This window comes from Lysobacter tyrosinilyticus, from assembly GCF_054779815.1.
This window is the reverse complement of the sequence record NZ_BAAGXN010000003.1, coordinates 623,588-648,469: the sequence shown is the minus strand read 5'-3', so window position 1 is coordinate 648,469 and position 24,882 is coordinate 623,588. Positions and strand designations below refer to the sequence as shown.

Below are 24,882 nucleotides of genomic sequence, written 5' to 3'. Positions count from 1 at the left end.
AATTGCCGGCCCCCTTTATTGCGAATCGTGCCGTGGCCGCTGAATCCCCCGCCTTCGAACAGGTCTCCATCATCGACCTGATCCGCTACGGCGGCAGCCGCTTCAACGAGGCCGGGCTGACCTTCGGTCACAGCTACGACAACGCGCTGGACGAAGCGACCCAGCTGGTCCTGCATGCGCTGCATCTGCCGCACGACCTGAGCCCGGTCTACGGTGCCTCGCGCGTGACCGCCGCGGAAAAGGCGAAGGTGCTGGCGCTGTTCGAACGCCGCGTGAGCGAGCGTGTTCCGGCCGCGTACCTGACCGGCGAGGCGTGGTTCGCTGGCCTGAGCTTCAAGAGTGACCGCCGCGCCTTGGTGCCGCGTTCGCCGATTGCCGAGCTGATCACCACCGGTTTCGAGCCCTGGCTGGGCGGCCGCGACGTGGAGCGGGTGCTCGACCTGTGCACGGGCTCGGGCTGCATCGCCATCGCCACCGGGCACTACCACCCGAACTGGGAAGTCGACGGCGTCGATATCAACGACGAGGCGCTGTCGCTGGCCGCCGAGAACAAGGAACGTCTGCAGGCGAGCAACGTCACGCTGCGCAAGTCGGACCTCTTCAACGACCTGAAGGGACAGGTGTACGACCTGATCGTCACCAATCCGCCTTACGTCACCAACGCCGAGACCGACGCGCTGCCGAAGGAATATTCCTACGAGCCCGACCTGGGCCTGCGTGCCGGCGACGACGGCCTCGACCTGGCGCTGAAGATCCTGCGCGATGCGCCCGAGCACCTGACGGAGAACGGCTTGTTGATCTGCGAAGTCGGTGAAGCAGAGAACGCACTGGCGGCGCTGTTGCCGGAGCTGCCGATGGCCTGGGTGGAGTTCAAGGTCGGGCAGATGGGCATCTTCGTGGTCGAGCGTCATGACCTCGTCGAGCACCACGCCCGGATCAAGCAGCTGGCCGACGCGCGCGGTTGATCGAAGCCTTGTAGAGCGGAGCTTGCTCCGCTGCTTTTGGCTTGAAGGGGCCGGCTCATGAACAGCAGCAGAGCAGCGGAGCAAGCTCCGCTCTACAAAGCTCGGCATGTCGAGAGTTCATAAGGGCAAGCCAATCGGTTCCAGCCGTAACCGTCTTTTTCCCGTATATTTCAGGGCCTTACCCCCGCAACCTCATTCCGCGCGCCAGCGGCGCGCCTGGAAATTCCGTGGCCAGCAACACCTTCGGCAAGCTGTTCGCAGTGACGACCTTTGGCGAAAGCCACGGCCCGGCGATCGGTTGCGTGATCGACGGCTGCCCCCCGGGCATTGCGATCGCGCCGGAAGAATTCCGCCAGGACCTTGAGCGCCGCGCCACGGGCAAGACCCGGCACACCTCGGCGCGACGCGAGACGGATGAGGTCGAGATCCTCAGCGGCGTGTACGAAGGCGTCACCACCGGCACGCCGATCGCGCTGCTGATCCGCAACACCGACGCGCGCAGCAAGGACTACGCGAACATCGCCGCGCAGTTCCGCCCGGGTCACGCCGATTACACCTACTGGCAGAAGTACGGCATCCGCGATCCGCGTGGCGGCGGCCGTTCCAGCGCGCGCGAAACCACGATGCGCGTCGCCGCCGCGGTGATCGCCAAGAAGTGGTTGGCCGAAAGATACGGTGTCCAGGTGCGTGGCTATCTGTCGCAGATCGGCGATGTCACGCCGCGCGCCTTCGATGCGGAAAACATCGACTGGGCAGTAGTGGAAGCCAATCCGTTCTTCTGGCCCCACGCGGCACAGGTCGATGAGCTGGAAAGCTACATGGACGCATTGCGCAAGTCCGGCGACTCGGTGGGCGCACGTGTGGATGTCGTGGCTGAAGGCCTGCCGCCGGGTTGGGGCGAGCCGATCTACGGCAAGCTTGATGGCGAACTGGCCGCGGCATTGATGTCGATCAATGCGGTGAAGGGCGTCGAAATCGGCGCCGGCTTCGCTTCGGTCGCCCAGAAGGGCAGCGAACACCGCGACGAAATGAGCGCGGACGGCTTCATGAGCAACCATGCCGGCGGCATCCTCGGCGGCATCAGCACCGGTCAGGCGATCCGCGTTTCCACTGCCTTCAAGCCGACTTCCAGCCTGCGCCTGCCAGTGCAGAGCCTGGACACGGCCGGCAACGTGGTCGAAGTGATCACTACCGGACGCCACGATCCTTGCGTGGGCATCCGCGCTACGCCGATCTGCGAGGCCATGGTCGCGCTGGTGCTGATGGACCAGGCGTTGCGCCATCGCGCGCAGTGCGGCGACGTGGGCGAGATCACTCCGCGCGTGCCTGCGCAGGCGAGCGGTAAAAAACCGGACGTCGAAAAACGATAGCGGCCGGTTGCTTGCAGCTTCCCTGAAGCGGGTTTGGGAAGCCCCTGTTGCAGCCGCGCCGCGCGAACGTTTCGCCCGAGCCCCCAATTCCACGATCGATATGGCGCACAATCTTCAGCGCCGCGGTCGCTAATCAAAGGAAGATCTGAACAATGAGCAAGACGTACACCGTTGCCGTAGTCGGCGCCACCGGCGCGGTCGGCGAAACCATGCTGAAGGTCCTGGCCGAGCGCCAGTTCCCGATCGGCAAGCTGCATGTGCTGGCGAGCGAACGCTCGGCCGGCAACAAGGTCGAATTCGGCGCGCGCCAGCTCGTCGTCGAAGACCTGGCGAAGTTCGACCCGACCGGCGTCGACATCGCCCTGTTCTCGGCCGGCGGCTCCGTGTCGAAGGAATACGCGCCGAAGTTCGCGGCCGCGGGAGCGGTGGTCATCGACAACTCCTCCAGCTTCCGCGGCGATGCCGACGTGCCGCTGGTTGTCTCGGAAGTGAACCCGGAAGCCGCGAAGAACCGTCCGCGCGGCATCATCGCCAACCCGAACTGCTCGACCATGCAGCTGATGGTCGCGCTGGCGCCGATCCATCGCGCCGTGGGCATCGAGCGCATCAACATCGCCACCTACCAGTCGGTGTCCGGCACCGGCGTCAAGGCGATGGAAGAGCTGGGGCGGCAGACCGCCGCGCTGCTCAACTTCCAGGACGCGGAGCCCAAGGTCTATCCGGTGCAGATCGCCTTCAACGTGATCCCGCACGGCGGCGACTTCCTCGACAACGGCTACACCACCGAGGAGTGGAAGCTGGTCACCGAGACCCGCAAGATCCTCGGCGACGACACCATCCAGGTGAACGCCACCGTCGTGCGCGTGCCGGTGTTTTACGGCCACTCCGAAGCCGTGCACATCGAGACCCGCGAGAAGATCAGCGTCGACAAGGCCCGCGAACTGCTCGCCGCACAGCCGGGCCTGGTCGTGGTCGATGAACGCAAGGCTGGCGGCTATCCGACCCCGGTCACCCACGCCTCGGGCACCGATCCGGTCTACGTCGGTCGTCTGCGCGAGGACGTCTCGCATCCGCGCGGTCTCGACATGTGGGTCGTCGCCGACAACATCCGCAAGGGTGCGGCGACCAACGCCGTGCAGCTGGCGGAGCTGGTGATCGCCGGAGGCTAAGCCACGGCATGCCCGGATCGCGGCTTCGCGCCGCGATCCGGGTTTGGCTCGCCGGAAATCTGAACCCGCTCAATCATTTGCGGCAGCTTCATTGCAAATCGCCTGCACTGAGGGCTAGAGTCGCGCCGGGGAGTGGCTTGAGGCCTGTCGTGAAAAAAATCGCGGGAACCGTATTGGCGCTGTTGGCGGCCTCCGCCAGCTTCAGCGCGTCCGCGCTGGGTCTCGGCCAGATCGAGGTGAAGTCGAAGATCGGGCAGCCCCTCGTGGCTGAAATCCCGATCGTCACCAGCGATCCCTCCGAACTCGAGCAACTCCAGGCGAGCCTGGCCTCACCCGAGACCTTCTCGCGCATCGGCCTGCGGCCGCCGATCGGCATCATTGCCGACCTGCAGTTCACCCAGGCGCTGGATGCGCGCGGCAACCCGATCATCCGGGTCACCAGCACCCAGCCGGTGAGCGAACCCCTGCTGACCTTCCTGGTTGAAGTCGACTGGGGCCAGGGCCGCCTGGTGCGCGAGTACTCGGCGCTGGTCGATACGCCGCGCACCGTGTCGGCGCCGCTGCAGCCGGAAGTCGTCGCCCCGACGGTCGAAGCGCCGGCGGTCATCGAACGCCCGGCAGAGACGGCCGCGACCGAGACCAAGCCCGAACCGACCGGGACGGTCGCGAGCGAGACCAAGCCCGAGCCGGCTCCGACCGCGCAAGCCGAGCCGGCGAAGGAGCCCGCACCGCAGGACACCCAGGCGATCGCTCCGACTCCGGTCGCACCGCAACCGCAGGTCGCGGCAACCCCGATTTCGCGTCCGGCTCCGGACGGCTCCGACTTCGAAGTGCAGCGCGGCGACACCCTGTCGTCGATCGCCGCACGCGTCGGCGGTGCCGGCACGCTCGACCAGACGATGATCGCGCTGCTGCGTGCGAATCCCGATGCCTTCATCGACGGGAATATCAATCGCCTCAAGGCCGGCGCCGTGCTGCGCATGCCCGGCGGCGATGCGATGACGGAACTTGACGCGCAGCAGGCCAGCGCGATCGTCCATAGCCAGATCCAGGAGTGGCGCGCTTCGCGTCGTGCAGCGCCGCAGCCTGCGGATGCCGGCGATACGGCATCGGCGGCGACGCCGGTGCAGGGGCGGACGCGTTCCGCGACAACTTCCACTTCCAAGGGCCAGCGCGTCGCCGACGCACGTCTGGAAATCGTTCCGCCTGGCGCCAGCGACGCGACCAAGGCGGGTACACAGTCCGGCATCAACGCCGGTGGCGAGGGCGCGATGCTGCAGCAGGAACTCACCCAAACCAAGGAAACCCTCGCCGCGCGCGAGGCTGAAACCGAAGAACTCAAGAGCCGTGTCGCCGAGCTCGAAAAGCTCCAGCAGCAGCAACAGCAACTGATCTCGATGAAGGACAGCGAGCTGGCTGCCGCGCAGCAGCGCCTTTCGCAGTCGCAGAAACAGCAGCCACAGGACTCGGTGATGCCGTGGGCATTCGGCATCGGCGGTGCGCTGGTGCTGGGGGCGTTGATCGGCTGGTTCGTGCGCCGTCGCGACAAGGCGACTCCGGATTTCCGCGCGGCCAAGACCGCGTCGCCTTCCATTGCCGATGCTTTCGCGCCGCGTTCCGACGCTGCGCGCGAAGTCGAGGAGGCAGAGGAAGTCGAACTGGAAGTCGTGGCAGAGCCCGTGGCCGTTGCCGCCGCCGCGCCGTCGTTCGTGCCGGAGTCGCCGGCACGCGCCGTGCCAGCCTGGCACACGGGTGCCGCTGCGCAGCGCGACCTGCTTGATCCTGCCGCGCAGGCTGCGCACGAGCGCCTCGAACTGGCCCGCGCCTATCTCGACCTCGGCGACCTGGCGGGCGCGCGACAACTGCTTGGCGAAGTCGTGATCAACGGCGATCACACGGCCCGCCAACAGGCCTCACGCATGTTGCGCGAACTCGAATAGCGCTCCCGCTTTGTAGAGCGGAGCTTGCTCCGCTGCCTAGGCATTCGCTTCTGTAGATCCGAGCCTGCTCGGATCGCCTTTCGTCCAGCGATTCCGCCGAACCTGCAAAATGCCAAAGCAGCGGAGCAAGCTCCGCTCTACAAGACCGTTTCATCCTCATTCCTGCCGGGTCAGCCCGCATCGTCATGTCGCCAGCCCCGTCCGAATCGCCCGAAGCCAGCGCGCCTGCGATGCAGCGCTACGCCATGGGCATCGAGTACGACGGCAGCGAATTCAGTGGCTGGCAGCGCCTGAGCAAGCACGGCGAAAGCGATCCCGAGGGCTATCTCACGCTGCAGTCGGTGGTCGAAGACGCGCTCTCGTTCGTGGCCGGCACGCCGATCGAGACTATCTGCGCCGGGCGTACCGATGCCGGCGTACATGCGGCGGGGCAGGTGGTCCATTTCGACAGCCCGGTGCGGCGTGATCCGCGCGGCTGGGTGTTGGGAACCACGAGCAAACTGCCCCCGGCGATCGGTGCGCTTTGGTGCGTGCCGGTCGGCGATGAATTTCACGCCCGCTTCTCGGCCCGCGCGCGGCGCTATCGGTACTCGATCCTCAATCGCGTGATCCGGCCGGCGCTCAATCGCCATGTGCTGACCTGGGAGCGCCGGCCCCTCGATACCGCGGCCATGCACCGCGCCGCGCAGGCGCTGCTGGGTGAAAACGACTTCTCCGCGTTCCGCACCGTGCACTGCCAGGCGCCGCATGCGCGGCGTGAGCTTCAGGAGATCACCGTGGCCCGTCAGGGCGACGTGGTGACGGTCGAAGTACAGGCCAACGCCTTTCTTCACCACATGGTGCGCAACATTGTCGGAAGCTTGCTGGTGGTGGGGCGCGGGGATGCCCCCGAGGCCTGGATTGCCGAGTTGTTGGCGGGCCAGGACCGCACCCTGGCCGGACCCACGGCACCATCGAGCGGGCTGGTGTTCCTGGGGCCGCGCTATCCCGCCGATGTCGTGGCGCGTTTCGGACTGCCTGACCAGATTCGTCTATGAGCGAAATGCTGAAGCCCAACTTCTTCCGTACCCGGGTCAAGTTCTGCGGCATCACCCGCGCCGGTGATGTGCGTCTGGCCAGTGAGCTTGGCGTGGACGCGGTTGGTTTCGTGTTCGCCCGCCAGAGCAAGCGCCGTGTCGAACCCGAGGAGGCGCGTGCCATGCGCACGGCGCTAGCTCCCTTCGTCGATTCGGTCGCCTTGTTCATGGATAACTCGCAGGACGAGGTGCGGGAAATCGTGCGGCACGTGCGCCCGAGCCTGTTGCAGTTCCACGGCGACGAGGACGATGCGTTCTGTCGCGGCTTCGGCGTGCCTTATCTGAAGGCGGTGGCGATGGGCGGCGGAAACGGCGCTGCCGCCGCGACACCATTGCGTGCGCGCTATCCCGGTGCGGCCGGCTTCCTGTTCGACAGCCACGCCCCCGGAGGCGAGGGCGGTAGCGGCAAGATTTTCGACTGGTCGCGCATTCCTTCCGATCCCGGCAAGCCATGGCTGCTCGCGGGCGGACTGACCGCGGACAACGTCTTCGATGCGATCTGCGCAACCCGACCGTGGGGTGTGGACGTCTCCAGTGGCATCGAGTTGTCGCCCGGCATCAAGGACGGGGACCGCATGCGGCATTTCGTCGAGGAAGTGCGCCGGGCCGATTGCCACGGCTAGTCGTGTGTCCAACGAAGAGGCTTCGATGCAGCGTCGAAGCTAGTCGCTTTGGCGCTATACCTGTCGAGTAATTCCCCGCTGGATGCGGGGCGCCTACGCTTCGCTCCGTCTCGTCCACGATGGAGCCTTCATGTCATTTCTGACCATTGCGCTATGGGTTTTGTCCGCTGCCGGTGTTGGCATGGAAGCGCCACCGCTGGACCAGTTGCAAGGCACCTGGATCGGCGAAAGTCGTGTGTATCGAGGCAAGCTTGAAGGCAGCAACGAGTTGAAGGACCTGAAGCTGGTCATCGAAGGCCAGCGCTTTACCTATCACGGTACAGATGGAACGCAGTTGAAGGGTTTGCTGGCCTTTCCTGGGCCGCCTGGCGAAGTCGATACGATCGTCATTGCCGACGATGGCCAGCGGAAGATAGTGCCGTCCCTTTATCGACTGGACGGCGATGTGCTCAAGGTTGCGCGACCACAAGGAGATGCACCCGCACGGCCGTTCGACTTCACCAGCTCGACAGGTTCGAACGTCCGCGTGACGGTGTATCGGCGTGGACGTTGACGGGACTTGGCAGGCTCGGATCGCATCAGGAAGGCTGCGCCAGTTCGTCGCGCAGCCAGCCGGCCAGCCGAGCGACCCGCCGATCCTCCTGGCGTCGCGGTGCGCACAGCACCCATTGCGCCTGCGTGGCGACGAAGCCCCACGGCGCAAGCAATCGCCCGGCCGCGATGTCCCCGGCAACCAGCGGTTCGGGAGCGATCGCCACTCCCAAGCCTGCAGAAGTGGCTTCCAATAGGTAGTAGAGATGTTCGAAGCCGGTGCCCATGCGCAATGAACTTGGATCCACGCCGGCGCGGGTGGCCCATTCGCCCCAGGCCTGCGGCCGCGAGGCGGTATGCAGCAATGCGAATTCGCTGAGGACTTCGGGCGCAGCATTTCGCAGGCGTTCGATGCCGATGTAGCGCGGACTGACCACCGGGCCGATGCGTTCCGGAGCCAGTTCGTGAACTTGCCAGTCTGCCGGCCAGGGCGCCTGTGCGATCAACAGCGCGGCATCGAGGCCGGACAGGCGCGCGTCGGGGGGGGATTCGTTCGCCGACAGGTGCAGCTTCAGTTCCGGTCGCTCCTTCGCCAGCCGCTCCAGCCGCGGAATCATCCAGCGCGCCAGCACGCTCCCCGGGCAGCCAAGCACCAGCGGTGCGGCACTTTGGCGCCGATGCAGCTCCGCCCAGGTCGCGCGTAGTGGATCGAAGGCGGCTTCGGCGGCTTCGCGCAGGCGCTGGCCGGCGGGAGTCAACACCAGGCCGCGGCCCTGACGCACGAACAACGCCGTGCCCAGCGCGTCTTCCAGTACCCGCAACTGCCGGCTTACTGCACCGTGGGTGACATGCAGTTCGGTCGCGGCCCGGCTGACGCTGTCCAGGCGGGCAACGGCTTCGAAGGCGCGCAGGGCATTGAGTGGGGGCAGGTCGCGGCTCATATCTGTGATTTTTTCTGACAGATTGAGCCAATCTTATGCGTTTTCCACTGGTGCGACCCGGCGATAAAGTAAACCCATGAGCACCCTGATCGAAGATTTCCATGCCTATCCCGATGCCGCCGGCCACTTCGGCCGTTTCGGCGGTCGTTTCGTCGCCGAAACCCTGATCGGACCGCTGGAACAGCTGGCGAAAGCCTATGACGAAGCGAGGGTCGACCCGGCCTTCATTGCGGCCTTCGACAACGACCTGGCGCATTACGTCGGTCGCCCCAGCCCGATCTATTTCGCCGAGCGTCTCAGCCGCGAGGTCGGTGGCGCGCGCATCCTGCTCAAGCGCGAGGACCTGAACCACACCGGCGCGCACAAGATCAACAACACCATCGGCCAGGCGCTGCTCGCCAGCCGCATGGGCAAGACCCGGATCATTGCCGAGACAGGCGCGGGCCAGCACGGCGTGGCTTCGGCGACCGTTGCCGCGCGCCTGGGGCTGGAATGCGTCGTGTACATGGGCGCTACCGACATCGAGCGCCAGAAGATCAACGTCTATCGCATGAAGCTGCTGGGCGCGACCGTGGTGCCGGTGACCAGCGGTTCGGCGACACTCAAGGACGCGCTCAACGAAGCGATGCGCGACTGGGTGACCAACGTGCACGACACGTTCTACATCATCGGCACCGTCGCCGGCCCTGATCCGTATCCGCGCATGGTTCGTGACTTCAACGCCGTGGTCGGTCGCGAGGCGCGCGCGCAGATGCTGGCCGAATACGGGCGCCTGCCCGATGCCGTGACCGCATGTGTCGGCGGCGGCAGCAATGCGATCGGCGTGTTTCATGCCTTCCTCAACGATCGCGGCGTGCGCCTGGTCGGCGCGGAAGCGGCGGGCGAGGGCATCGCGACGGGACATCACGCGGCGTCGTTGGCGGCGGGGCGTCCGGGTGTGCTGCATGGCAATCGCACGTACGTGCTCTGCGACGACGATGGCCAGATCATCGAAACGCATTCGGTATCCGCGGGCCTGGATTATCCGGGCGTCGGGCCCGAGCACGCCTTTCTCAAGGACACCGGTCGCGCCGACTACGTGGGTGTTACCGATGACGAAGCCTTGGCTGCTTTTCACCAGCTGGCGCGTACCGAAGGCATCCTCCCGGCGCTCGAATCCAGCCATGCGATCGCGCAGGCGACGAAGCTCGCGCGTGAGCTGCCCAAGGACGCCATCGTGCTGTGCAACCTCTCGGGACGCGGCGACAAGGATGTGCACACCATCGCTGGTCGCGAAGGCATTACGTTCTAACTAGCTCTATTCCTTCTCCCTCTGGGAGAAGGTGCCCGAAGGGCGGATGAGGGTTCGGCGAAGTGTTCGCTAGCCATTGGCTGGAACAGTGATCAGCTGATTCTTGCAATCGGATCCTTGATGTATTCCGCTTCGCCTAACCCTCTCCCCAGCCCTCTCCCGGAGGGAGAGGGAGCCAAAGCCGAGCCACATGAACCGCATCGACACCCGTTTCGCCGCACTCAAGATCGCCGGTCGCAAGGCGCTGGTCCCCTTCATCACCGCCGGTGATCCCTCGCTCGAGGCGACCGTGCCGGTGATGCATGCGCTCGCCGAAGCCGGTGCGGACGTGATCGAACTGGGCGTCCCGTTCTCCGATCCGATGGCGGACGGACCGACCATCCAGCGCAGCTCCGAGCGCGCGTTGGCGCGCGGTGCCGGTTTGTCCTACGTGTTCGATTGCGTGCGTCTGTTCCGGCAGCACGACCAGAAGACGCCCGTCGTGTTGATGGGCTACCTCAATCCGGTCGAAATCCGCGGTGCCGACCGCTTCGCTGGCGAAGCCGTGGCAGCGGGTGTCGATGGCGTGCTCCTGGTGGATTTGCCTCCGGAAGAAGCGGGCGAATTCCGCCCGGCCTTCGCCGCGCACGGCCTCGCCCTGATCCTGCTCGCATCACCGACCACCAGCGACGAACGGCTGGCACTGCTGTGCGACCAGGCAGCCGGGTACCTCTATTACGTCAGCTTCGCCGGCGTGACCGGGGCGGATCGCCTGGATACCACCGCGGCCACGGCACGCCTGCATACCATCCGGACGCGCAGCCGGGTGCCGGTGGCGGTCGGCTTCGGCATCAAGGACGCCGCTTCGGCTGCTGCGATGGCGCGTGAAGCCGATGGAGTGGTAGTGGGCAGCGCACTTGTGGCCGCCTTGGACGGTGCGGACGACCCGGCAGGTCGGGCGCGAGCCTTCCTCTCGCCCCTGCGACAGGCCCTGGACGACTGATCCGGCGCCAGCGAGCCCGCCCCCTGTCAGGTGTGACAGACCGCATTACGCGACGTTAGCCGCAAAAACGACGAACATGGCATCGGCTGCCCCCCGGTGCCGTTCGTCGTGCGGGTGCTTCGCGCTAAACTGAGGGTTCGCTCTAACTCTGCATCCGTGCCAACAGGGGAACACGCACCGCATGTCCTGGCTGAAGAAACTCATGCCTTCCGGCATCCGCACCGAGACCGGCGCGGCGAAACGTCGCAGCGTTCCCGAGGGACTCTGGGAGAAGTGCGACCGCTGCGGCGTCGTGCTGTACCGCCCGGAGCTCGAGGAAAACCTCGAGGTCTGCCCGAAGTGCAACTTCCACATGCCCATCCGCGCCCGCGCGCGGCTGGCTTCGCTGTTCGATCCGGACAGCACCAGCGAGATCGGCGCCGAACTCGGCCCGACCGACGTCCTGAAGTTCAAGGACCAGAAGAAGTATTCCGATCGCATCAAGGCCGCGCAGAAGTCGACCGGCGAGCGCGACGCCCTGATTGCCATGCAGGGCAAGCTCAAGGGTCGCGACCTGGTCGCCGCTTCCTTCGACTTCGCCTACATGGGTGGCTCGATGGGTTCGGTGGTGGGTGAGCGTTTCACCCGCGCGGCCGAACGCGCTGCCGACATCGGCTGCCCCTTCGTGTGCTTCTCCGCCAGCGGCGGCGCGCGCATGCAGGAAAGCCTGTTCTCGCTGATGCAGATGGCCAAGACTTCGGCCGCACTCGCGCGCCTGCGCGCGAAGGGCCTGCCGTACATTTCGGTGATGACGCATCCGACTACTGGTGGCGTGTCCGCATCGTTCGCGATGCTCGGTGACATCAACATGGCTGAGCCAGAAGCGTTGATCGGCTTCGCCGGTCCGCGCGTGATCGAGCAGACCGTGCGCGAGAAGCTGCCTGAAGGCTTCCAGCGTTCCGAATTTCTCGTCGATCACGGCGCGGTCGACCAGATCTGCGATCGCCGCGAAATCCGCGATCGCCTGTCGCATCTGCTCGCGCTGATGATGAAGCAGCCGATGCCGCAGGACGACAACGAGGTCGCCGCTTGAGCCGTCGTTACTTCGGTACTGACGGCATCCGCGGACGGGTCGGCGAAGGCCCGATCTCGGCCGACTTCGTCCTGCGCCTGGGCAATGCCTACGGACATGCGCTCGTGCAGGCCTTCCAGGGCCGCGTTTGGCGCAAGCCGCAGGTCATCATCGGCAAGGACACGCGCATTTCGAACTACATGTTCGAAGCCGCGCTCGAAGCGGGCCTGGTTGCAGCCGGCGTGGACGTGCAGCTGATGGGGCCGATGCCGACCCCGGCGGTCGCGCACCTCACGCGCTCGATGCGCGCCGATGGCGGCATCGTGATCTCCGCGTCGCACAATCCGCATTACGACAACGGCATCAAGTTCTTCTCGGCCGAAGGCGAGAAGCTCGACGACGCCACCGAACTGGCCATCGAAGCCGCGCTGGACCAGCCGTTCAGTACTGTGCCTTCAGAGCAGCTTGGCAAGGCCGTGCGCACGCGTGATGCACTGGGTCGCTACATCGAGCATTGCAAGGACTCGGTGTCGAAGAGCTTCGACCTCGATGGCATGCGCATCGTCGTGGACTGCGCCAATGGCGCGACCTATCAACTTGGTCCGCTCGTCTTGCGCGAACTCGGCGCGCTGGTAGACGCGATTGGTGTGGAGCCTACTGGCCTCAACATCAATGACGGTGTGGGGTCCACGCACCCGGAAACGCTGGCCGCGCGCGTGCGCGAAACCGGTGCCGACCTGGGCATTGCCTTCGACGGCGACGGCGACCGCGTGCTGTTCGTGGATGGTGATGGTGTCGTGCGGGATGGCGACGATCTGTTGTACGTGCTCGCGCGTGACTGGAAGCAAACCGGTCGCCTCAGAGGCCCGGTCGTCGGCACGCTGATGACCAACTACGGTCTGGAGCGCGCGCTGGAGCGCGAAAGCATCGGTTTCATCCGCGCCAAGGTTGGCGACCGTTACGTGCACCAGCAGCTGGTGGCGAACGGTGGCGTGCTGGGCGGTGAGGCATCGGGGCACATGCTGTGTCTGGACCGCAGTGGCACCGGCGACGGCATCGTCAGTGCGCTGCAGGTACTGGAAGTGCTGCGTCGCCGCGGTATCTCGCTGCGCGAGGCGCTGCAAGGGCTGGAGCGGGTTCCACAGAAGACCGTTAACGTGCGGTATGCCGTGGGCGCGGCAAAGCCCGCCGAAGCTGCATCGGTCAAGGAAGCGCTGGCCGCAGCGCAGGCCGCGGTGGCCGGCCGTGGCCGTGCCTTCCTGCGTCCTTCGGGTACCGAACCGGTGGTCCGCGTCACCGTGGAAGCCGACGATGCGGCGTTGATGCAGAACACGCTCGATGCGCTGGCTGCGGCCGTGCGCGCCGCAGCGCAGTAATCCGAATGAACCATCACTGGGAACACGCCATGGCGTCGCAGATTCCGACCCTAGACATTCGCCGCTTCGAGACAGATCGCGAGGCATTCGTTGCCGAGTTGGGCGCGGCCTATCGCGAATGGGGATTCGCAGGCATCCGCAATCACGGCATTCCGCAGGCGCTGATCGACGCTTCCTACGACGTGTTCAAGCGCTTCTTCGCGCTACCGGACGAGGTCAAGCGCAAGTATCACGTCGCAGGCGGCGGTGGCGCGCGCGGCTACACGCCGTTCGGCATCGAGACGGCGAAAGACTCCAAGTACTTCGACCTCAAGGAGTTCTGGCACGTCGGCCGCGAGATTCCGCGCGATTCCAAGTACGTCGACGTGATGTCGCCGAACCTGTGGCCGACCGAGATTCCGGAGTTCCGCGAAACGGCCTACGGCCTGTACCAGGCGCTCGACCAGCTCGGCTCGCGCGTGCTGAGCGCCTTAGCGCTGCACATCGGCCTGCCGGAGAGCTATTTCGTCGACAAGACTGACTTCGGTAATTCGATCCTGCGTCCGATCCATTATCCGCCGATCACCACCGACGACATCCCCAACGTCCGGGCTGGCGCGCACGAAGACATCAACCTGATCACGCTGCTGGTCGGCGCGAGTTCGGAAGGTCTCGAAGTGAAGTCGCACAAGGGCGAGTGGGTGCCGTTCACGGCCGACGCCGACACCATCGTGGTCAACATCGGCGACATGCTGCAGCGGCTGACCAATCACGTGTATCCGTCGACCACGCACCGCGTGGTGAATCCGCCCGGCGACAAGGCGCGTCAGCCGCGTTACTCGACGCCGTTCTTCCTGCATCCGAATCCGGATTTCCTGATCGATGTGCTGCCTTCGTGCATCACTCCGGACAATCCGAGCCGGTATCCGGAGCCGATTACGGCGCACGGCTACCTGGAAGAGCGTCTGGCCGAGATCAAGCTCAAGTAATGCTTGTCAGCGCGGAGCGGTCCGGCCGTTCCGCGCTTTGTAGAGCCGAGCTTGCTCGGCTGGTTTTGATTCATTGCGTGGGAAGGAAGAGCAGCCGAGCAAGCTCGGCTCTACAAAGATGCGTCGTCAGGCCATCCAGAAAAACACCGCCGCCATCCGCTTCTTTTCAAGAGTCTGTCCCCAGTAGCCCGTCGCACTGTGAATCAGGTTGGCGCGATAGACGAGCAGACGGTTGTAGCGATGCGGGATCGCGATGTCTTCGGCGAACGCATTGACATCGACGAAGCGCGTACCCAACGCTTCCACCAGGTTGTTGTGCGGCGGCTGCACGATGTTGCCGCCACGCTGGCCACCCGGTAGTCGCTGACGATAGAAGCTGGTGCCGCACTCATCCGGGACATTTGGATTCAAATAGAGCACCGCCGCATAGCGGCACAGAGCGCGTGAATCGGTATGCGGGCGGGGCTCGCACTCGTTGTAACCGACCACCTGCACGCAATTGTGGTTGAGCGTGCCGCCATCGCTCGTGGATTCGACCCATAGCTTCGTCGCACCCGTGGCCTTCTTCACCCATTCTTCCAGCGGCGCGAGTTCCGCCGGCTCCAACGCCGGCATGGCGCGCAGCCCCGGCCAGCTTTCCGGCTTGTGCGGATAACCCTCGTACCAGTCGGTGCGAGCCAGGAAGCGGGCGCGCACTTCATCGGCGTTGGGCAGGGCGTCATCCAGTACCCAGTAGTCGCGGCCTTCGGTCGGCTTGCGATAAGGCAACACGGGAAGGCGTTGTACAGGTGGGCCGGGTCTCATGTGCGGGTCTGCAGTGATGGATTTGCCTATTCTGGCAGCTTGCCGGCGGAGGAATCGCCTCGGGCGCTGGTAAACTGCGCGCCCTCCGCATTACCGAGAACCATTCATGCGCCGCAAGATCGCCGCCGGAAACTGGAAGCTGCATGGTGACCGCAAGTTCGCCTTCGAGCTGCTGGATGCCGTGGTTGCCGCCGGCGCTCCGACTGGGGTCGAGTGCATCATCCTGCCGCCGCTGCCGTACCTCGGCGAGCTGACCGAGCGCTATGGATCGAAGGGCCTGCAGTTCGGTGCGCAGGACGTCAGTGCGAACCAGAAGGGTGCCTATACCGGTGAAGTCTCGGCGGCGATGCTGATGGATGTCGGTGCTCGCTATGGTCTGGTCGGCCATTCCGAACGCCGCCAGTACCACCATGAAAGCAGCGAGCTGGTGGCCCGCAAGTTCTTCGCGGCCAAGGCTGCCGGCCTTACGCCGATCCTGTGCATCGGCGAGACCCTGAGCGAACGCGAGGACGGTCAGACCGAATGGCGCCTGCAAGAACAGCTCGCGCCGGTACTGAAGGACGGGGCTGCCGCACTGGAAGGCGCGATCATCGCGTATGAACCGGTTTGGGCCATCGGAACCGGCAAAACCGCGACGCCGGAACAGGCGCAACAAGTTCATGCATTCATCCGTGGCGAAATCGCCCAATACGATGCTAGAATCGCTGGCTCGCTACCGCTCCTGTACGGCGGAAGCGTAAAGGCCGACAATGCCGCCGCGCTGTTCTCACAGCCCGACGTCGATGGAGGCCTGGTAGGTGGGGCCTCGCTGGTCGCCGCCGACTTCAACGCCATTGTCGCTGCGGCGGCGTAACCTTCGAGTTCCTACGATGCTGTTGTTCCTCAACGTCATCTATGTGCTGATCGCGATCTCCATGATTGCGCTGATCCTGATGCAGCGCGGCGCGGGTGCGCAGGCTGGTTCGGGCTTTGGCGCGGGCGCGTCGGGCACGGTGTTCGGTTCGCGCGGTGCTTCGAACTTCCTGTCGAAGTCGACCAAGTGGCTCGCGATCACGTTCTTCGCTATCAGCCTGTTCATGGCCTGGAATGCGGGCCACAACCGCGGCGCCGGGGTTTCGGCGGCCGAGGAGAAGGGTCTGATGTCGAAGGTGCCCGCCGCTCCGGCTCCGGGTGGCGCGACGGTCCCGTCGGCCCCGGCCACGGTTCCGGCAGCTCCGGCTCCGACGGTGCCAACGGCGCCCGCGAACAACGCGGCTCCGGCGACCACGGCACCGGCTCCGCAGCAGCCGACGCAGCCTCCGGTTGGCGGCTGAACGCAGCAAACGCGGTACCATATGCAACTTCTCAACCCGGCACGGATAGCCGGGTGCCGGTCGGCGCCGAAGTTTCGGCAGCGACAGGAAGCTGGCCCGGTCGGCAAGTACGGGTGAGTGGTCGGATGGCCAGATTCAAAAAACGTTTCAAGCCCAGGTGGCGGAATTGGTAGACGCACTACCTTGAGGTGGTAGCGACTTAGGTCGTGGGGGTTCGAGTCCCCCCTTGGGCACCAAACTTCTGAAGGGGTTCGCACGGCGTGCGGCCCCTTCAGCGTTAGCCAACAACGGCACCCAGATGCCGAGCCAACGCCGCGTCGACGCGGCATAGCCGAGAGAACGCGAGTGCTGGCCGAATACCTGCCGACCCTGCTGTTCCTGATCGTCGCCGGTGGCATCGGCGTCGCCCTGCTGGTAGTGGGCCGCCTGCTCGGCCCTCAGCGCCCCTCTGTCGAGAAGCTCTCGCCCTATGAATGCGGCTTTGCTGCATTCGAGGACGCGCGCATGCAGTTCGACGTGCGCTACTACCTCATCGCCATTCTGTTCATCGTCTTCGACCTGGAAATCGCCTTCGTGTTTCCGTGGGCGCTGGTATTCCGCGAGCTCGGCGTGTTCGGGCTGGTCGAGATGGGCGTCTTCCTGGCGCTGCTGGTGATCGGTTTCGTTTACGTGTGGAAGAAGGGCGCGCTCGAATGGGAGTGATCCAGACTGTTTCGGGCCTGATGCACAATCCGCTGCCGGAAGGGCGGCTGGATGATCTGCTGCTGCCCGAAGACCAGAACCCGGTGATGCAGCAGGGCTTCGTCACCACCAACCTCGACACGCTGTGGAACTGGGCGCGTACCGGTTCGATGTGGCCGATGACCTTCGGTCTGGCCTGTTGCGCGGTCGAGATGATGCATGCCGGCGCCGCGCGCCTGGATCTCGACCGCTACGGCGTCGTGTTCCGTCCGTCGCCGCGCCAGTCCGACGTGATGATCGTGGCCGGCACCCTGGTCAACAAGATGGCCCCGGCGTTGCGCAAGGTCTACGACCAGATGCCCGACCCGAAGTGGGTGATCTCGATGGGCTCGTGCGCCAACGGTGGTGGCTACTACCACTACTCGTATTCCGTGGTGCGCGGTTGCGACCGCATCGTGCCGGTCGACATCTACGTGCCGGGCTGCCCGCCGACCGCCGAAGCGCTGATCTACGGCATCCTGCAGCTGCAGAAGAAGATCCGTCGCGGCACCAACTTCGGCGACAACAAGCAGGGCGTGCGCTGATATGGAAACCGCATCCTCTTTTGCCGAACGCCTTCGCGCACGTTTCCCCGAAGCGCTGGTTGCCGTTGCCGAGCCGCGTGGTGAAGTGACGATCGACGTCGCCGCCAGTGCGTGGCTGTCCGCTGCACAGGCGCTGCGCGACGAATTCGGTTTCGAACAGTGCGTCGACGTCAGCGGCGTCGATTACCTCAGCTACGGCAGCGACGAGTGGGACACCGACGTTTCGTCGGAAGGTTTCTCGCGTGGCGTCGAAGGCAAGAGCGCTGGCCGCTTCGTCTGGGGTGAAGCCCCGAACGGTGCCGCCAATGCGCCGGAACGCCGCTTCGCCGCGGTCGCGCATCTGCTCTCGTACCAGCACAACCAGCGCGTGCGCCTGCGCACCTTCGCCGAGAACGACGACCTGCCGGTCGTGGCCTCGCTGACATCGGTGTGGGCCGGCACCAACTGGTTCGAGCGCGAAGCGTTCGACCTGTACGGCATCGTGTTCGAAGGCCATCCGGACCTGCGCCGCATCCTGACCGACTACGGTTTCGTCGGTTATCCGTTCCGCAAGGACTTCCCGCTGATCGGCAACGTCGAAGTGCGTTACGACGCCGAGAAGAAGCGCGTGGTCTACGAACCCGTTTCGATCGAGCCGCGCGTACTCGTGCCGCGCGTGATCCGCGACGACGCGCGCTATGAAACCGCCGCCGGCGAAGCTGCGCAGAAGGCGGAGGTGAAGAAGTGAGCTCCGTGCTTTCCAATTCCAACGGTTCCGGCCTTCTCAATGCCGAGATCCGCAACTACACGCTGAACTTCGGTCCGCAGCACCCGGCTGCGCACGGCGTGCTCCGCCTCATCCTCGAGATGGATGGCGAAGTCGTGCAGCGCGCCGATCCGCACATCGGTCTGCTCCATCGCGGCACCGAGAAGCTGGCCGAGTCCAAGCCGTTCAACCAGTCGATCGGCTACATGGATCGCCTGGATTACGTGTCGATGATGTGCAACGAGCACGCCTACGTGCGTGCGATCGAAACGTTGCTCGGCATCGAGGCGCCGGAGCGCGCGCAGTGGATCCGTACGATGTTCGACGAGATCACGCGCATCCTGAACCACCTGATGTGGGTCGGTTCGAACGCGCTCGACCTCGGTGCGATGGCGGTGTTCCTGTACGCGTTCCGCGAGCGCGAAGAGCTGATGGACTGCTACGAAGCAGTCTCCGGCGCGCGCATGCACGCGACGTATTACCGCCCGGGTGGCGTGTACCGCGATCTGCCGTCGCAGATGCCGCGCTACAAGGAATCGCCGTGGCGCAAGGGCCAGTCGCTCAAGCGCTTCAACGAGTGGCGCGAAGGCTCGCTGCTGGATTACCTCGAGCGCTTCACCGAGGACTTCCCCAAGCGCGTCGACGAATACGAAACGCTGTTGACCGACAACCGCATCTGGAAGCAGCGCACCGTCGGTATCGGCGTGGTCTCGCCCGAACAGGCCTTCGCCTGGGGCATGACCGGCCCGATGGTCCGCGGTTCGGGCATCGCCTGGGATCTGCGCAAGAAGCAGCCCTACGCCAAGTACGCCGAAGTCGACTTCGACATTCCCGTCGGCGTGAACGGCGACTGCTACGACCGTTACCTGGTCCGCGTCGCCGAGATGCGCCAGTCCAACCGCATCATCCAGCAGTGCGTGAAGTGGCTGAAGGCCAATCCGGGCCCCGTGATCGTCGACAACTTCAAGGTCGCTCCGCCCAAGCGCGAAGAGATGAAGGACGACATGGAAGCCCTCATCCACCACTTCAAGCTGTTCTCCGAAGGTTACTGCGTCCCCGCCGGCGAAACCTACGCCGCTGTGGAAGCGCCCAAGGGTGAATTCGGCTGCTACCTGGTTTCCGACGGCGCCAACAAGCCGTTCCGCTGCAAGCTGCGTGCGCCAGGTTTTGCGCATCTGTCGTCGATGGACGAAATCGTCAAGGGCCACATGCTGGCCGACGTTGTGGCGATGATCGGTACCTACGACGTCGTGTTTGGTGAGATCGACCGATGAAGGCCACTGGCAATTTCGAAAACGCGCGCAACGTCGATCCGATGGTTGTGCTGTCGGACAAGACGCGCGCCCACATCGACCACTGGCTGAGCAAGTTTCCGCCGGATCGCAAGCGTTCGGCCGTGCTGCAGGGTCTGCACGCCGCGCAGGAGCAGAACGACGGCTGGCTGAGCGACGAACTGATAGCCGCTGTCGCCAAGTACCTCGACCTCCCGCCGGTGTGGGCCTACGAGGTCGCTTCGTTCTATTCGATGTTCGAAACCGAGAAAGTCGGCCGCAACAACGTCGCTTTCTGCACCAACATCAGCTGCTGGCTCAACGGCGCTGAAGACCTGGTCAAGCACGCCGAGAAGAAGCTGGGCTGCAAGCTGGGCGAATCCACCGCCGATGGCCGCGTCTACCTCAAGCGCGAGGAAGAGTGCGTCGCCGCGTGCTGCGGCGCGCCGGTGGTCGTGATCAATGGCCATTACCACGAGAAGCTCGACACCGCGAAGGTGGATGAGCTGCTCGACGGTCTGAAGTGAGGCACCGGTAGATGGCACACGGTCACCACGATTATTCCGAGGGCTATGGCCCGGTAGGCCCGGTTCCGCAGGAGCACAACGTCGTCTACACGACGCTGCACTACGAGAAGCCGTGGTCGTACGAGAACTACCTGAAGACCGGCGGCTACAGCGCGCTGCGCAAGATCCTGACCGAGAAGATCGATCAGGCCGCCGTGATCGAGATGGTCAAGCAGTCCGGCCTGCGCGGCCGCGGCGGCGCGGGCTTCCCGACCGGCCTGAAGTGGAGCTTCATGCCCAAGGGTTCGGGCACGCAGAAGTACATCCTGTGCAACTCGGACGAATCCGAACCGGGCACCGCCAAGGACCGCGACATCCTGCGCTACAACCCGCATGCGGTCATCGAAGGCATGGCGATCGCGTGCTACGCGACCGGTTCGACCGCGGCGTACAACTATCTGCGTGGTGAGTTCCACCACGAGCCGTTCGAGCACATCGAGGAAGCCCTGGCCGAGGCGTACAAGCACGGCTGGCTGGGCAAGAACGTTCTCGGCTCCGGCATCGATATCGACATCTACAACGCACTCGGTGCGGGCGCTTACATCTGCGGCGAAGAAACCGCGTTGATGGAGTCGCTGGAAGGCAAGAAGGGTCAGCCGCGCTACAAGCCGCCGTTCCCGGCCAACTTCGGCTTGTACGGCAAGCCGACGACGATCAACAACACCGAAACCTATGCCTCGGTGCCTGCGATCATCCGTAACGGTGCGGAGTGGTTCCTCAATCTGGGCAAGCCGAACAACGGCGGTCCGAAGATCTTCTCGGTGTCGGGCCACGTCGCCCGTCCGGGCAATTACGAGATCCGCCTGGGCACGTCGTTCGCGGAGCTGCTGCAGCTCGCTGGTGGCATGCGCGACGGCCGCAAGATCAAGGGCGTGATCCCGGGTGGTTCCTCGATGCCGGTACTGCCGGGCGAGACCATGATGGGCCTCACCATGGATTACGACTCGATCCAGAAGGCCGGTTCCGGCCTCGGTTCGGGCGCCGTGATCGTGATGGACGACACCACCTGCATGGTGCGCGCCTGCCAGCGCATCTCGCGCTTCTACTTCAAGGAAAGCTGCGGCCAGTGCACGCCGTGCCGCGAAGGCACCGGCTGGATGTACCGCATGCTGACCCGCATCGTCGAGAAGCAGGCCACGCTGGAAGACCTGCAGATGCTGCGCGCCGCCGCTGGCCAGATCGAAGGCCACACCATCTGCGCGTTCGGCGAAGCCGCCGCGTGGCCGGTGCAGGGCTTCCTGCGTCATTTCTGGGATGAGTTCGAATACGCGATCGTGAACAAGCGCTTCCTGGTCGACGACCAGCGCGCCGGCACCGTCGCGGAGAAGGTCGCCGCATAACATGAGCGCACAGCCCATCAATCCGAATCTTCCGCCGGACCACGTCACCGTCTTCATCGACGGCGTCGAAACGGCCGCGCCGAAGGGCTCGATGATCATCAATGCCGCCGACAAGGCCGGCATCGCGATCCCGCGTTTCTGCTACCACGACAAGCTCAGCATCGCGGCCAACTGCCGCATGTGCCTGGTCGAAGTCGAGAAGATGCCCAAGCCTGCGCCGGCCTGCGCCACGCCGGTGATGGATGGCATGAAGATCACCACGCGCAGCGAAAAGGCTCTGAAGTCGCAGCGCAACGTGATGGAGTTCCTGCTGGTCAATCATCCGCTCGACTGCCCGATCTGCGATCAGGGCGGCGAGTGCGAACTGCAGGACCTGTCGATGGGTTATGGCCGTTCGGTCAGCCGCTTCAGCGAACGCAAGCGCGTGGTGCCGGACGAGGACATGGGTCCGCTGGTTGCCACCGAGATGACCCGCTGCATCCAGTGCACGCGTTGCGTGCGCTTCACCGCGGAAGTCGCCGGTACTTACGAACTCGGCGGCATGTACCGCGGCGAGAACCTGCAGATCGGCACCTTCGACGGCAAGCCGCTGACCACCGAACTGTCCGGCAACGTCATCGACGTCTGCCCGGTCGGTGCGCTGACCAACAAGGTGTTCCAGTTCAAGGCGCGCCCGTGGGAACTGACCGCACGCGAATCGTTGGGTTACCACGATGCGCTGGGCAGCAACTTGTTCCTGCACGTGCGTCGTGGCGAAGTGCTGCGCAGCGTGCCGCGCGACAACGAAGCCGTGAACGAATGCTGGCTGTCGGACCGCGATCGTTACTCGCACCAGGGCCTGTACGCTGCTGATCGCGCGACCAAGCCGTTGATCAAGGACGGCGACGACTTCCGCGAAGCCTCGTGGGACGAAGCGCTGGCCAAGGCCGCGAAGATCCTGCGCGACAATGGCGCCGACAACCTCGGCGTGCTGGTCCATCCGTCGACCTCGAACGAAGAAGGCGCGCTGCTGGCCCGTCTGGCCGAGGCGCTGGGCACCGGCAACATCGACCATCGCATCTCGCAGCACGACCTGTCGGATGCCGCCATCGCCGAAACCTTCGGCATGCCGGTCGCCGATCTCGCCAATGCCGATGCGATCGTCATCGTCGGCAGCAACCTGCGTCATGAAGTCCCGCTGCTGCACGCCCGCGTGCGCAAGGCGTGGACGCGTGGCGCCAAGGTGCATGTCGTCAATCCGGTCGACTTCGATTTCACCTTCAACGCCGCGAGCAGCCGCATCGTCGCGCCGTCGCAGATCGCCGCGACGCTGGCCGATGCCGGCCTGCGCGATGCGTTGAAGGACACGACGCGTGCTGTCGTGATCGTCGGTGGCGTGGCCGAGAACGGCCCGTACGCCGCTGCGATCCGCAAGGCCGCGGCTGAATTCGCGACCGCTACGAACGCGAAACTGTGCCGCATCCCACAGGGCGCGAATGCTGTCGGCCTGGCCAAGCACGGTGTGCTGCCGCGTTCGCGCGATGCGCAGACCATGCTCGCGCAGCCGCGTTCGGCCTACGTCCTGTACGGCATCGAGCCGGGCCTGGATTTCGCCGATACCGCTACCGCCAACAAGGCGCTCAAGTCCGCGCAGGTCGTGGCATTCAGCCATTTCGCCTGCCGTTCCACGCGCGCCGTGGCCGACGTGATCCTGCCGATCGGTCTGCTGCCGGAAATCGAAGCGACGCTGACCAATCTCGAAGGTTTCGAACAGTCCACCGCCGCCGGCGGCAAGCTGCCGGGCGACGCACGTGCCGGCTGGCGCGTTCTGCGTGCGCTGGGTGGTGACCTGGACGTTGCCGGTTTCGACTTCACCGATCTGGCCGGCCTGCGCGCGGGTATCCATCGCCAGGACGTGCGTCCGGCGGCGGGTGCTGCCACGACGGTTGCAGGCGAAGGCCTCGAACTGGCGGTGAGCACCGCGATCTATCGCAGCGACGCCGTCGTGCGCCGTGCGGCCAATCTGCAGTCGCATCCGCTCAACGTCGAACCGCAGGCCGTGTTGCATCCGGCCGACGCGGACGCGCTGGGTTTCCGCGACGGCGTGATCGGCAAGTTCACGGGCGCTGCCGGCACGGCAACGCTGCCCGTCGTCGTCAGCGACAAGGTCGCGCGCGGCACGGTCTGGATTGAAAGTGGCCACGGTGCCACCGCGCCGCTCGGCGTCGGTCGCGTGCAGGCGGGGAGGGCATGATGCAAGCCGTTGATACTTTCCGCGACTGGATGGTCGGCCTCGGTGCCGGCGGCACGGTTGCGTGGATCGTGCTGAAGGTCCTGCTGATCGCCATGCCGGTGATCATCACGGTCGCGTTCTACGTCGTGTGGGAACGCAAGCTGATTGGCTGGATGCATGTGCGTCGCGGCCCGATGTACGTGGGCAAGGGCATCCTCCAGGCCTTCGCCGACGTGTTCAAGCTGCTGTTCAAGGAAGTCATCCAGCCCACGCGCGCGCAGCCGTTCCTGTTCAAGTTCGCACCGTTGCTGGCGCTGGCGCCGGCCTTCGCGGCCTGGGCGGTGGTGCCGTTCGACGCGAAGCTGGTGCTCTCGAATGCCAACGCCGGCCTGCTGTACCTGCTGGCTATGACCTCGATGGGTGTCTACGGGATCATCCTTGCCGGATGGGCTTCGAACTCGAAGTACGCGTTCCTCGGTGCAATGCGCGCCGCCGCGCAGATGGTGTCCTACGAAATCGCCATGGGCTTCGCCATGGTCGGCGTGCTGATCGCCGCGGGCAGCCTGAACCTCACCGACATCGTGATGGCGCAGTCCGGCAACGCCGGCGCGTTCGAATGGTTCATGTGGCCGCTGGCGCCGCTGTTTGTGGTGTATTTCATCTCGGGCGTGGCCGAAACCAACCGCGCGCCGTTCGACGTGGTCGAAGGCGAATCGGAAATCGTCGCCGGTCACATGGTCGAGTACTCGGGTTCGGCGTTCGCGCTGTTCTTCCTCGCCGAATACGCGAACATGATCCTGATCAGCTTCCTGGTCTCGATCTTCTTCGTCGGCGGCTGGCTGAGCCCGTTCCAGGGCCTGGGCATCCCGTTCCTGTCGGTGGACGGCTGGTGGTGGCTGCTCGCGAAGGTGTTCTTCTTCGCCAGCTGCTTCATCTGGTTCCGCGCTTCGTTCCCGCGCTACCGCTATGACCAGATCATGCGCCTGGGCTGGAAGGTGTTCATTCCGCTGACCATCGCGTGGATCTGCGTCACCGCGCTGCTGGCGTACTTCAACGTCTTCACGCCGGGGCAGTGAGTACAGG

24 protein-coding genes and 1 tRNA gene are annotated in these 24,882 nt (G+C 65.0%); 23 read left to right on the top strand and 2 right to left on the bottom strand.

The genetic code is table 11. The features are described from left to right. The first annotated feature begins 32 nt into the window (after positions 1 to 32). The 7 genes from prmB (at position 33) to ACYVGK_RS09555 (ending at position 7,696) form a co-directional block, all read left to right on the top strand. Positions 33 to 965, top strand: coding sequence for a 50S ribosomal protein L3 N(5)-glutamine methyltransferase (prmB, locus tag ACYVGK_RS09585; RefSeq protein ID WP_460733133.1), 933 nt, complete (start codon positions 33 to 35; stop codon positions 963 to 965). A 227-nt stretch (positions 966 to 1,192) separates the two neighbouring features. Continuing rightward, positions 1,193 to 2,335 carry a chorismate synthase gene (gene aroC / locus ACYVGK_RS09580; protein ID WP_460733132.1) on the top strand — a complete coding sequence of 381 codons (1,143 nt, stop codon included), beginning with the start codon at positions 1,193 to 1,195 and terminating at the stop codon, positions 2,333 to 2,335. 152 nt (positions 2,336 to 2,487) lie between these two features. After that, positions 2,488 to 3,504, top strand: coding sequence for an aspartate-semialdehyde dehydrogenase (locus tag ACYVGK_RS09575; RefSeq protein WP_460733131.1), 1,017 nt, complete (start codon positions 2,488 to 2,490; stop codon positions 3,502 to 3,504). Between the two features lie 149 nt (positions 3,505 to 3,653). Continuing rightward, positions 3,654 to 5,444 carry a FimV/HubP family polar landmark protein gene (locus ACYVGK_RS09570; protein ID WP_460733130.1) on the top strand — a complete coding sequence of 597 codons (1,791 nt, stop codon included), beginning with the start codon at positions 3,654 to 3,656 and terminating at the stop codon, positions 5,442 to 5,444. Between the two features lie 230 nt (positions 5,445 to 5,674). Further along, positions 5,675 to 6,481, top strand: coding sequence for a tRNA pseudouridine(38-40) synthase TruA (gene truA / locus ACYVGK_RS09565; RefSeq protein ID WP_460733129.1), 807 nt, complete (start codon positions 5,675 to 5,677; stop codon positions 6,479 to 6,481). A gap of 5 nt (positions 6,482 to 6,486) precedes the next feature. After that, positions 6,487 to 7,143, top strand: coding sequence for a phosphoribosylanthranilate isomerase (locus ACYVGK_RS09560; RefSeq protein WP_460733467.1), 657 nt, complete (start codon positions 6,487 to 6,489; stop codon positions 7,141 to 7,143). A gap of 130 nt (positions 7,144 to 7,273) precedes the next feature. Next, positions 7,274 to 7,696 (top strand): hypothetical protein, encoded by a 423-nt coding sequence (locus ACYVGK_RS09555; protein WP_460733128.1) that lies wholly within the window; start codon positions 7,274 to 7,276, stop codon positions 7,694 to 7,696. Positions 7,697 to 7,721: 25 nt separating this feature from the next. Here ACYVGK_RS09555 and ACYVGK_RS09550 read toward each other — a convergent pair whose 3' ends face one another. Next, positions 7,722 to 8,615, bottom strand: coding sequence for a LysR family transcriptional regulator (locus ACYVGK_RS09550; protein WP_460733127.1), 894 nt, complete (start codon positions 8,613 to 8,615; stop codon positions 7,722 to 7,724). Between the two features lie 76 nt (positions 8,616 to 8,691). Here ACYVGK_RS09550 and trpB point away from each other — a divergent pair, with 76 nt between their 5' ends. The 5 genes from trpB (at position 8,692) to ACYVGK_RS09525 (ending at position 14,283) form a co-directional block, all read left to right on the top strand. Next, on the top strand, positions 8,692 to 9,906 hold the full coding sequence (trpB, locus tag ACYVGK_RS09545; RefSeq protein ID WP_460733126.1) for a tryptophan synthase subunit beta: 1,215 nt from the start codon (positions 8,692 to 8,694) through the stop codon (positions 9,904 to 9,906). 190 nt (positions 9,907 to 10,096) lie between these two features. Then, positions 10,097 to 10,888, top strand: a complete 792-nt coding sequence (gene trpA, locus ACYVGK_RS09540) for a tryptophan synthase subunit alpha (protein WP_460733125.1) — start codon at positions 10,097 to 10,099, stop codon at positions 10,886 to 10,888. Between the two features lie 181 nt (positions 10,889 to 11,069). Then, positions 11,070 to 11,960, top strand: coding sequence for an acetyl-CoA carboxylase, carboxyltransferase subunit beta (accD, locus tag ACYVGK_RS09535; RefSeq protein ID WP_460733124.1), 891 nt, complete (start codon positions 11,070 to 11,072; stop codon positions 11,958 to 11,960). Continuing rightward, complete coding sequence (glmM, locus tag ACYVGK_RS09530) at positions 11,957 to 13,315, top strand: phosphoglucosamine mutase (protein WP_460733123.1); 1,359 nt, start codon at positions 11,957 to 11,959, stop codon at positions 13,313 to 13,315. Before accD ends, glmM begins: the two co-directional genes overlap by 4 nt. Before the next feature lie 29 nt (positions 13,316 to 13,344). Then, positions 13,345 to 14,283 carry an isopenicillin N synthase family dioxygenase gene (locus ACYVGK_RS09525; protein ID WP_460733465.1) on the top strand — a complete coding sequence of 313 codons (939 nt, stop codon included), beginning with the start codon at positions 13,345 to 13,347 and terminating at the stop codon, positions 14,281 to 14,283. A 126-nt stretch (positions 14,284 to 14,409) separates the two neighbouring features. Here ACYVGK_RS09525 and ACYVGK_RS09520 read toward each other — a convergent pair whose 3' ends face one another. Then, on the bottom strand, positions 14,410 to 15,054 hold the full coding sequence (locus tag ACYVGK_RS09520) for a DUF6445 family protein (protein WP_460733122.1): 645 nt from the start codon (positions 15,052 to 15,054) through the stop codon (positions 14,410 to 14,412). Between the two features lie 139 nt (positions 15,055 to 15,193). On the opposite strand from ACYVGK_RS09520, the gene tpiA reads away from it, so the two are divergent. The 11 genes from tpiA to nuoH all read left to right on the top strand — a co-directional run bounded on the left by tpiA (position 15,194) and on the right by nuoH (position 24,875). Beyond that, complete coding sequence (gene tpiA / locus ACYVGK_RS09515; protein ID WP_460733121.1) at positions 15,194 to 15,940, top strand: triose-phosphate isomerase; 747 nt, start codon at positions 15,194 to 15,196, stop codon at positions 15,938 to 15,940. A gap of 16 nt (positions 15,941 to 15,956) precedes the next feature. Next, a complete protein-coding gene (gene secG / locus ACYVGK_RS09510) occupies positions 15,957 to 16,400 on the top strand; it encodes a preprotein translocase subunit SecG (protein ID WP_460733120.1) in 444 nt (147 codons plus the stop codon). A gap of 151 nt (positions 16,401 to 16,551) precedes the next feature. Next, positions 16,552 to 16,636: transfer RNA gene (locus ACYVGK_RS09505), tRNA-Leu, on the top strand. A gap of 109 nt (positions 16,637 to 16,745) precedes the next feature. Further along, positions 16,746 to 17,102 carry an NADH-quinone oxidoreductase subunit A gene (locus ACYVGK_RS09500; RefSeq protein WP_460733119.1) on the top strand — a complete coding sequence of 119 codons (357 nt, stop codon included), beginning with the start codon at positions 16,746 to 16,748 and terminating at the stop codon, positions 17,100 to 17,102. Further along, on the top strand, positions 17,093 to 17,665 hold the full coding sequence (locus ACYVGK_RS09495; RefSeq protein ID WP_460733118.1) for a NuoB/complex I 20 kDa subunit family protein: 573 nt from the start codon (positions 17,093 to 17,095) through the stop codon (positions 17,663 to 17,665). Before ACYVGK_RS09500 ends, ACYVGK_RS09495 begins: the two co-directional genes overlap by 10 nt. A gap of 1 nt (position 17,666) precedes the next feature. Then, entirely contained in the window at positions 17,667 to 18,392 is a 726-nt protein-coding gene (locus ACYVGK_RS09490) for an NADH-quinone oxidoreductase subunit C (RefSeq protein ID WP_460733117.1), read from the top strand. Positions 18,393 to 18,397: 5 nt separating this feature from the next. After that, complete coding sequence (locus ACYVGK_RS09485; RefSeq protein ID WP_460733116.1) at positions 18,398 to 19,684, top strand: NADH-quinone oxidoreductase subunit D; 1,287 nt, start codon at positions 18,398 to 18,400, stop codon at positions 19,682 to 19,684. Further along, a complete protein-coding gene (gene nuoE, locus ACYVGK_RS09480) occupies positions 19,681 to 20,208 on the top strand; it encodes an NADH-quinone oxidoreductase subunit NuoE (protein ID WP_187711832.1) in 528 nt (175 codons plus the stop codon). The genes ACYVGK_RS09485 and nuoE overlap by 4 nt, the downstream gene beginning before the upstream one ends. An 11-nt stretch (positions 20,209 to 20,219) precedes the next feature. Continuing rightward, on the top strand, positions 20,220 to 21,587 hold the full coding sequence (nuoF, locus tag ACYVGK_RS09475; protein WP_460733115.1) for an NADH-quinone oxidoreductase subunit NuoF: 1,368 nt from the start codon (positions 20,220 to 20,222) through the stop codon (positions 21,585 to 21,587). A gap of 1 nt (position 21,588) precedes the next feature. After that, positions 21,589 to 23,820 (top strand): NADH-quinone oxidoreductase subunit NuoG, encoded by a 2,232-nt coding sequence (gene nuoG, locus ACYVGK_RS09470; RefSeq protein WP_460733114.1) that lies wholly within the window; start codon positions 21,589 to 21,591, stop codon positions 23,818 to 23,820. Beyond that, complete coding sequence (gene nuoH / locus ACYVGK_RS09465; protein ID WP_460733113.1) at positions 23,817 to 24,875, top strand: NADH-quinone oxidoreductase subunit NuoH; 1,059 nt, start codon at positions 23,817 to 23,819, stop codon at positions 24,873 to 24,875. Before nuoG ends, nuoH begins: the two co-directional genes overlap by 4 nt. The last annotated feature ends 7 nt before the right edge of the window (positions 24,876 to 24,882 follow it).

Bases quoted from the DNA above. Each gene is read 5' to 3' on its own strand.
- ACYVGK_RS09575 (WP_460733131.1), top strand. From the start codon at position 2,488: ATGAGCAAGACGTACACCGTTGCCGTAGTCGGCGCCACCGGCGCGGTC.
- truA (WP_460733129.1), top strand. From the start codon at position 5,675: ATGCAGCGCTACGCCATGGGCATCGAGTACGACGGCAGCGAATTCAGT.
- ACYVGK_RS09560 (WP_460733467.1), top strand. From the start codon at position 6,487: ATGCTGAAGCCCAACTTCTTCCGTACCCGGGTCAAGTTCTGCGGCATC.
- ACYVGK_RS09555 (WP_460733128.1), top strand. From the start codon at position 7,274: ATGTCATTTCTGACCATTGCGCTATGGGTTTTGTCCGCTGCCGGTGTT.
- ACYVGK_RS09550 (WP_460733127.1), bottom strand. From the start codon at position 8,615: ATGAGCCGCGACCTGCCCCCACTCAATGCCCTGCGCGCCTTCGAAGCC.
- trpB (WP_460733126.1), top strand. From the start codon at position 8,692: ATGAGCACCCTGATCGAAGATTTCCATGCCTATCCCGATGCCGCCGGC.
- trpA (WP_460733125.1), top strand. From the start codon at position 10,097: ATGAACCGCATCGACACCCGTTTCGCCGCACTCAAGATCGCCGGTCGC.
- accD (WP_460733124.1), top strand. From the start codon at position 11,070: ATGTCCTGGCTGAAGAAACTCATGCCTTCCGGCATCCGCACCGAGACC.
- ACYVGK_RS09525 (WP_460733465.1), top strand. From the start codon at position 13,345: ATGGCGTCGCAGATTCCGACCCTAGACATTCGCCGCTTCGAGACAGAT.
- tpiA (WP_460733121.1), top strand. From the start codon at position 15,194: ATGCGCCGCAAGATCGCCGCCGGAAACTGGAAGCTGCATGGTGACCGC.
- secG (WP_460733120.1), top strand. From the start codon at position 15,957: ATGCTGTTGTTCCTCAACGTCATCTATGTGCTGATCGCGATCTCCATG.
- ACYVGK_RS09495 (WP_460733118.1), top strand. From the start codon at position 17,093: ATGGGAGTGATCCAGACTGTTTCGGGCCTGATGCACAATCCGCTGCCG.
- ACYVGK_RS09490 (WP_460733117.1), top strand. From the start codon at position 17,667: ATGGAAACCGCATCCTCTTTTGCCGAACGCCTTCGCGCACGTTTCCCC.
- nuoE (WP_187711832.1), top strand. From the start codon at position 19,681: ATGAAGGCCACTGGCAATTTCGAAAACGCGCGCAACGTCGATCCGATG.
- nuoF (WP_460733115.1), top strand. From the start codon at position 20,220: ATGGCACACGGTCACCACGATTATTCCGAGGGCTATGGCCCGGTAGGC.
- nuoG (WP_460733114.1), top strand. From the start codon at position 21,589: ATGAGCGCACAGCCCATCAATCCGAATCTTCCGCCGGACCACGTCACC.
- nuoH (WP_460733113.1), top strand. From the start codon at position 23,817: ATGATGCAAGCCGTTGATACTTTCCGCGACTGGATGGTCGGCCTCGGT.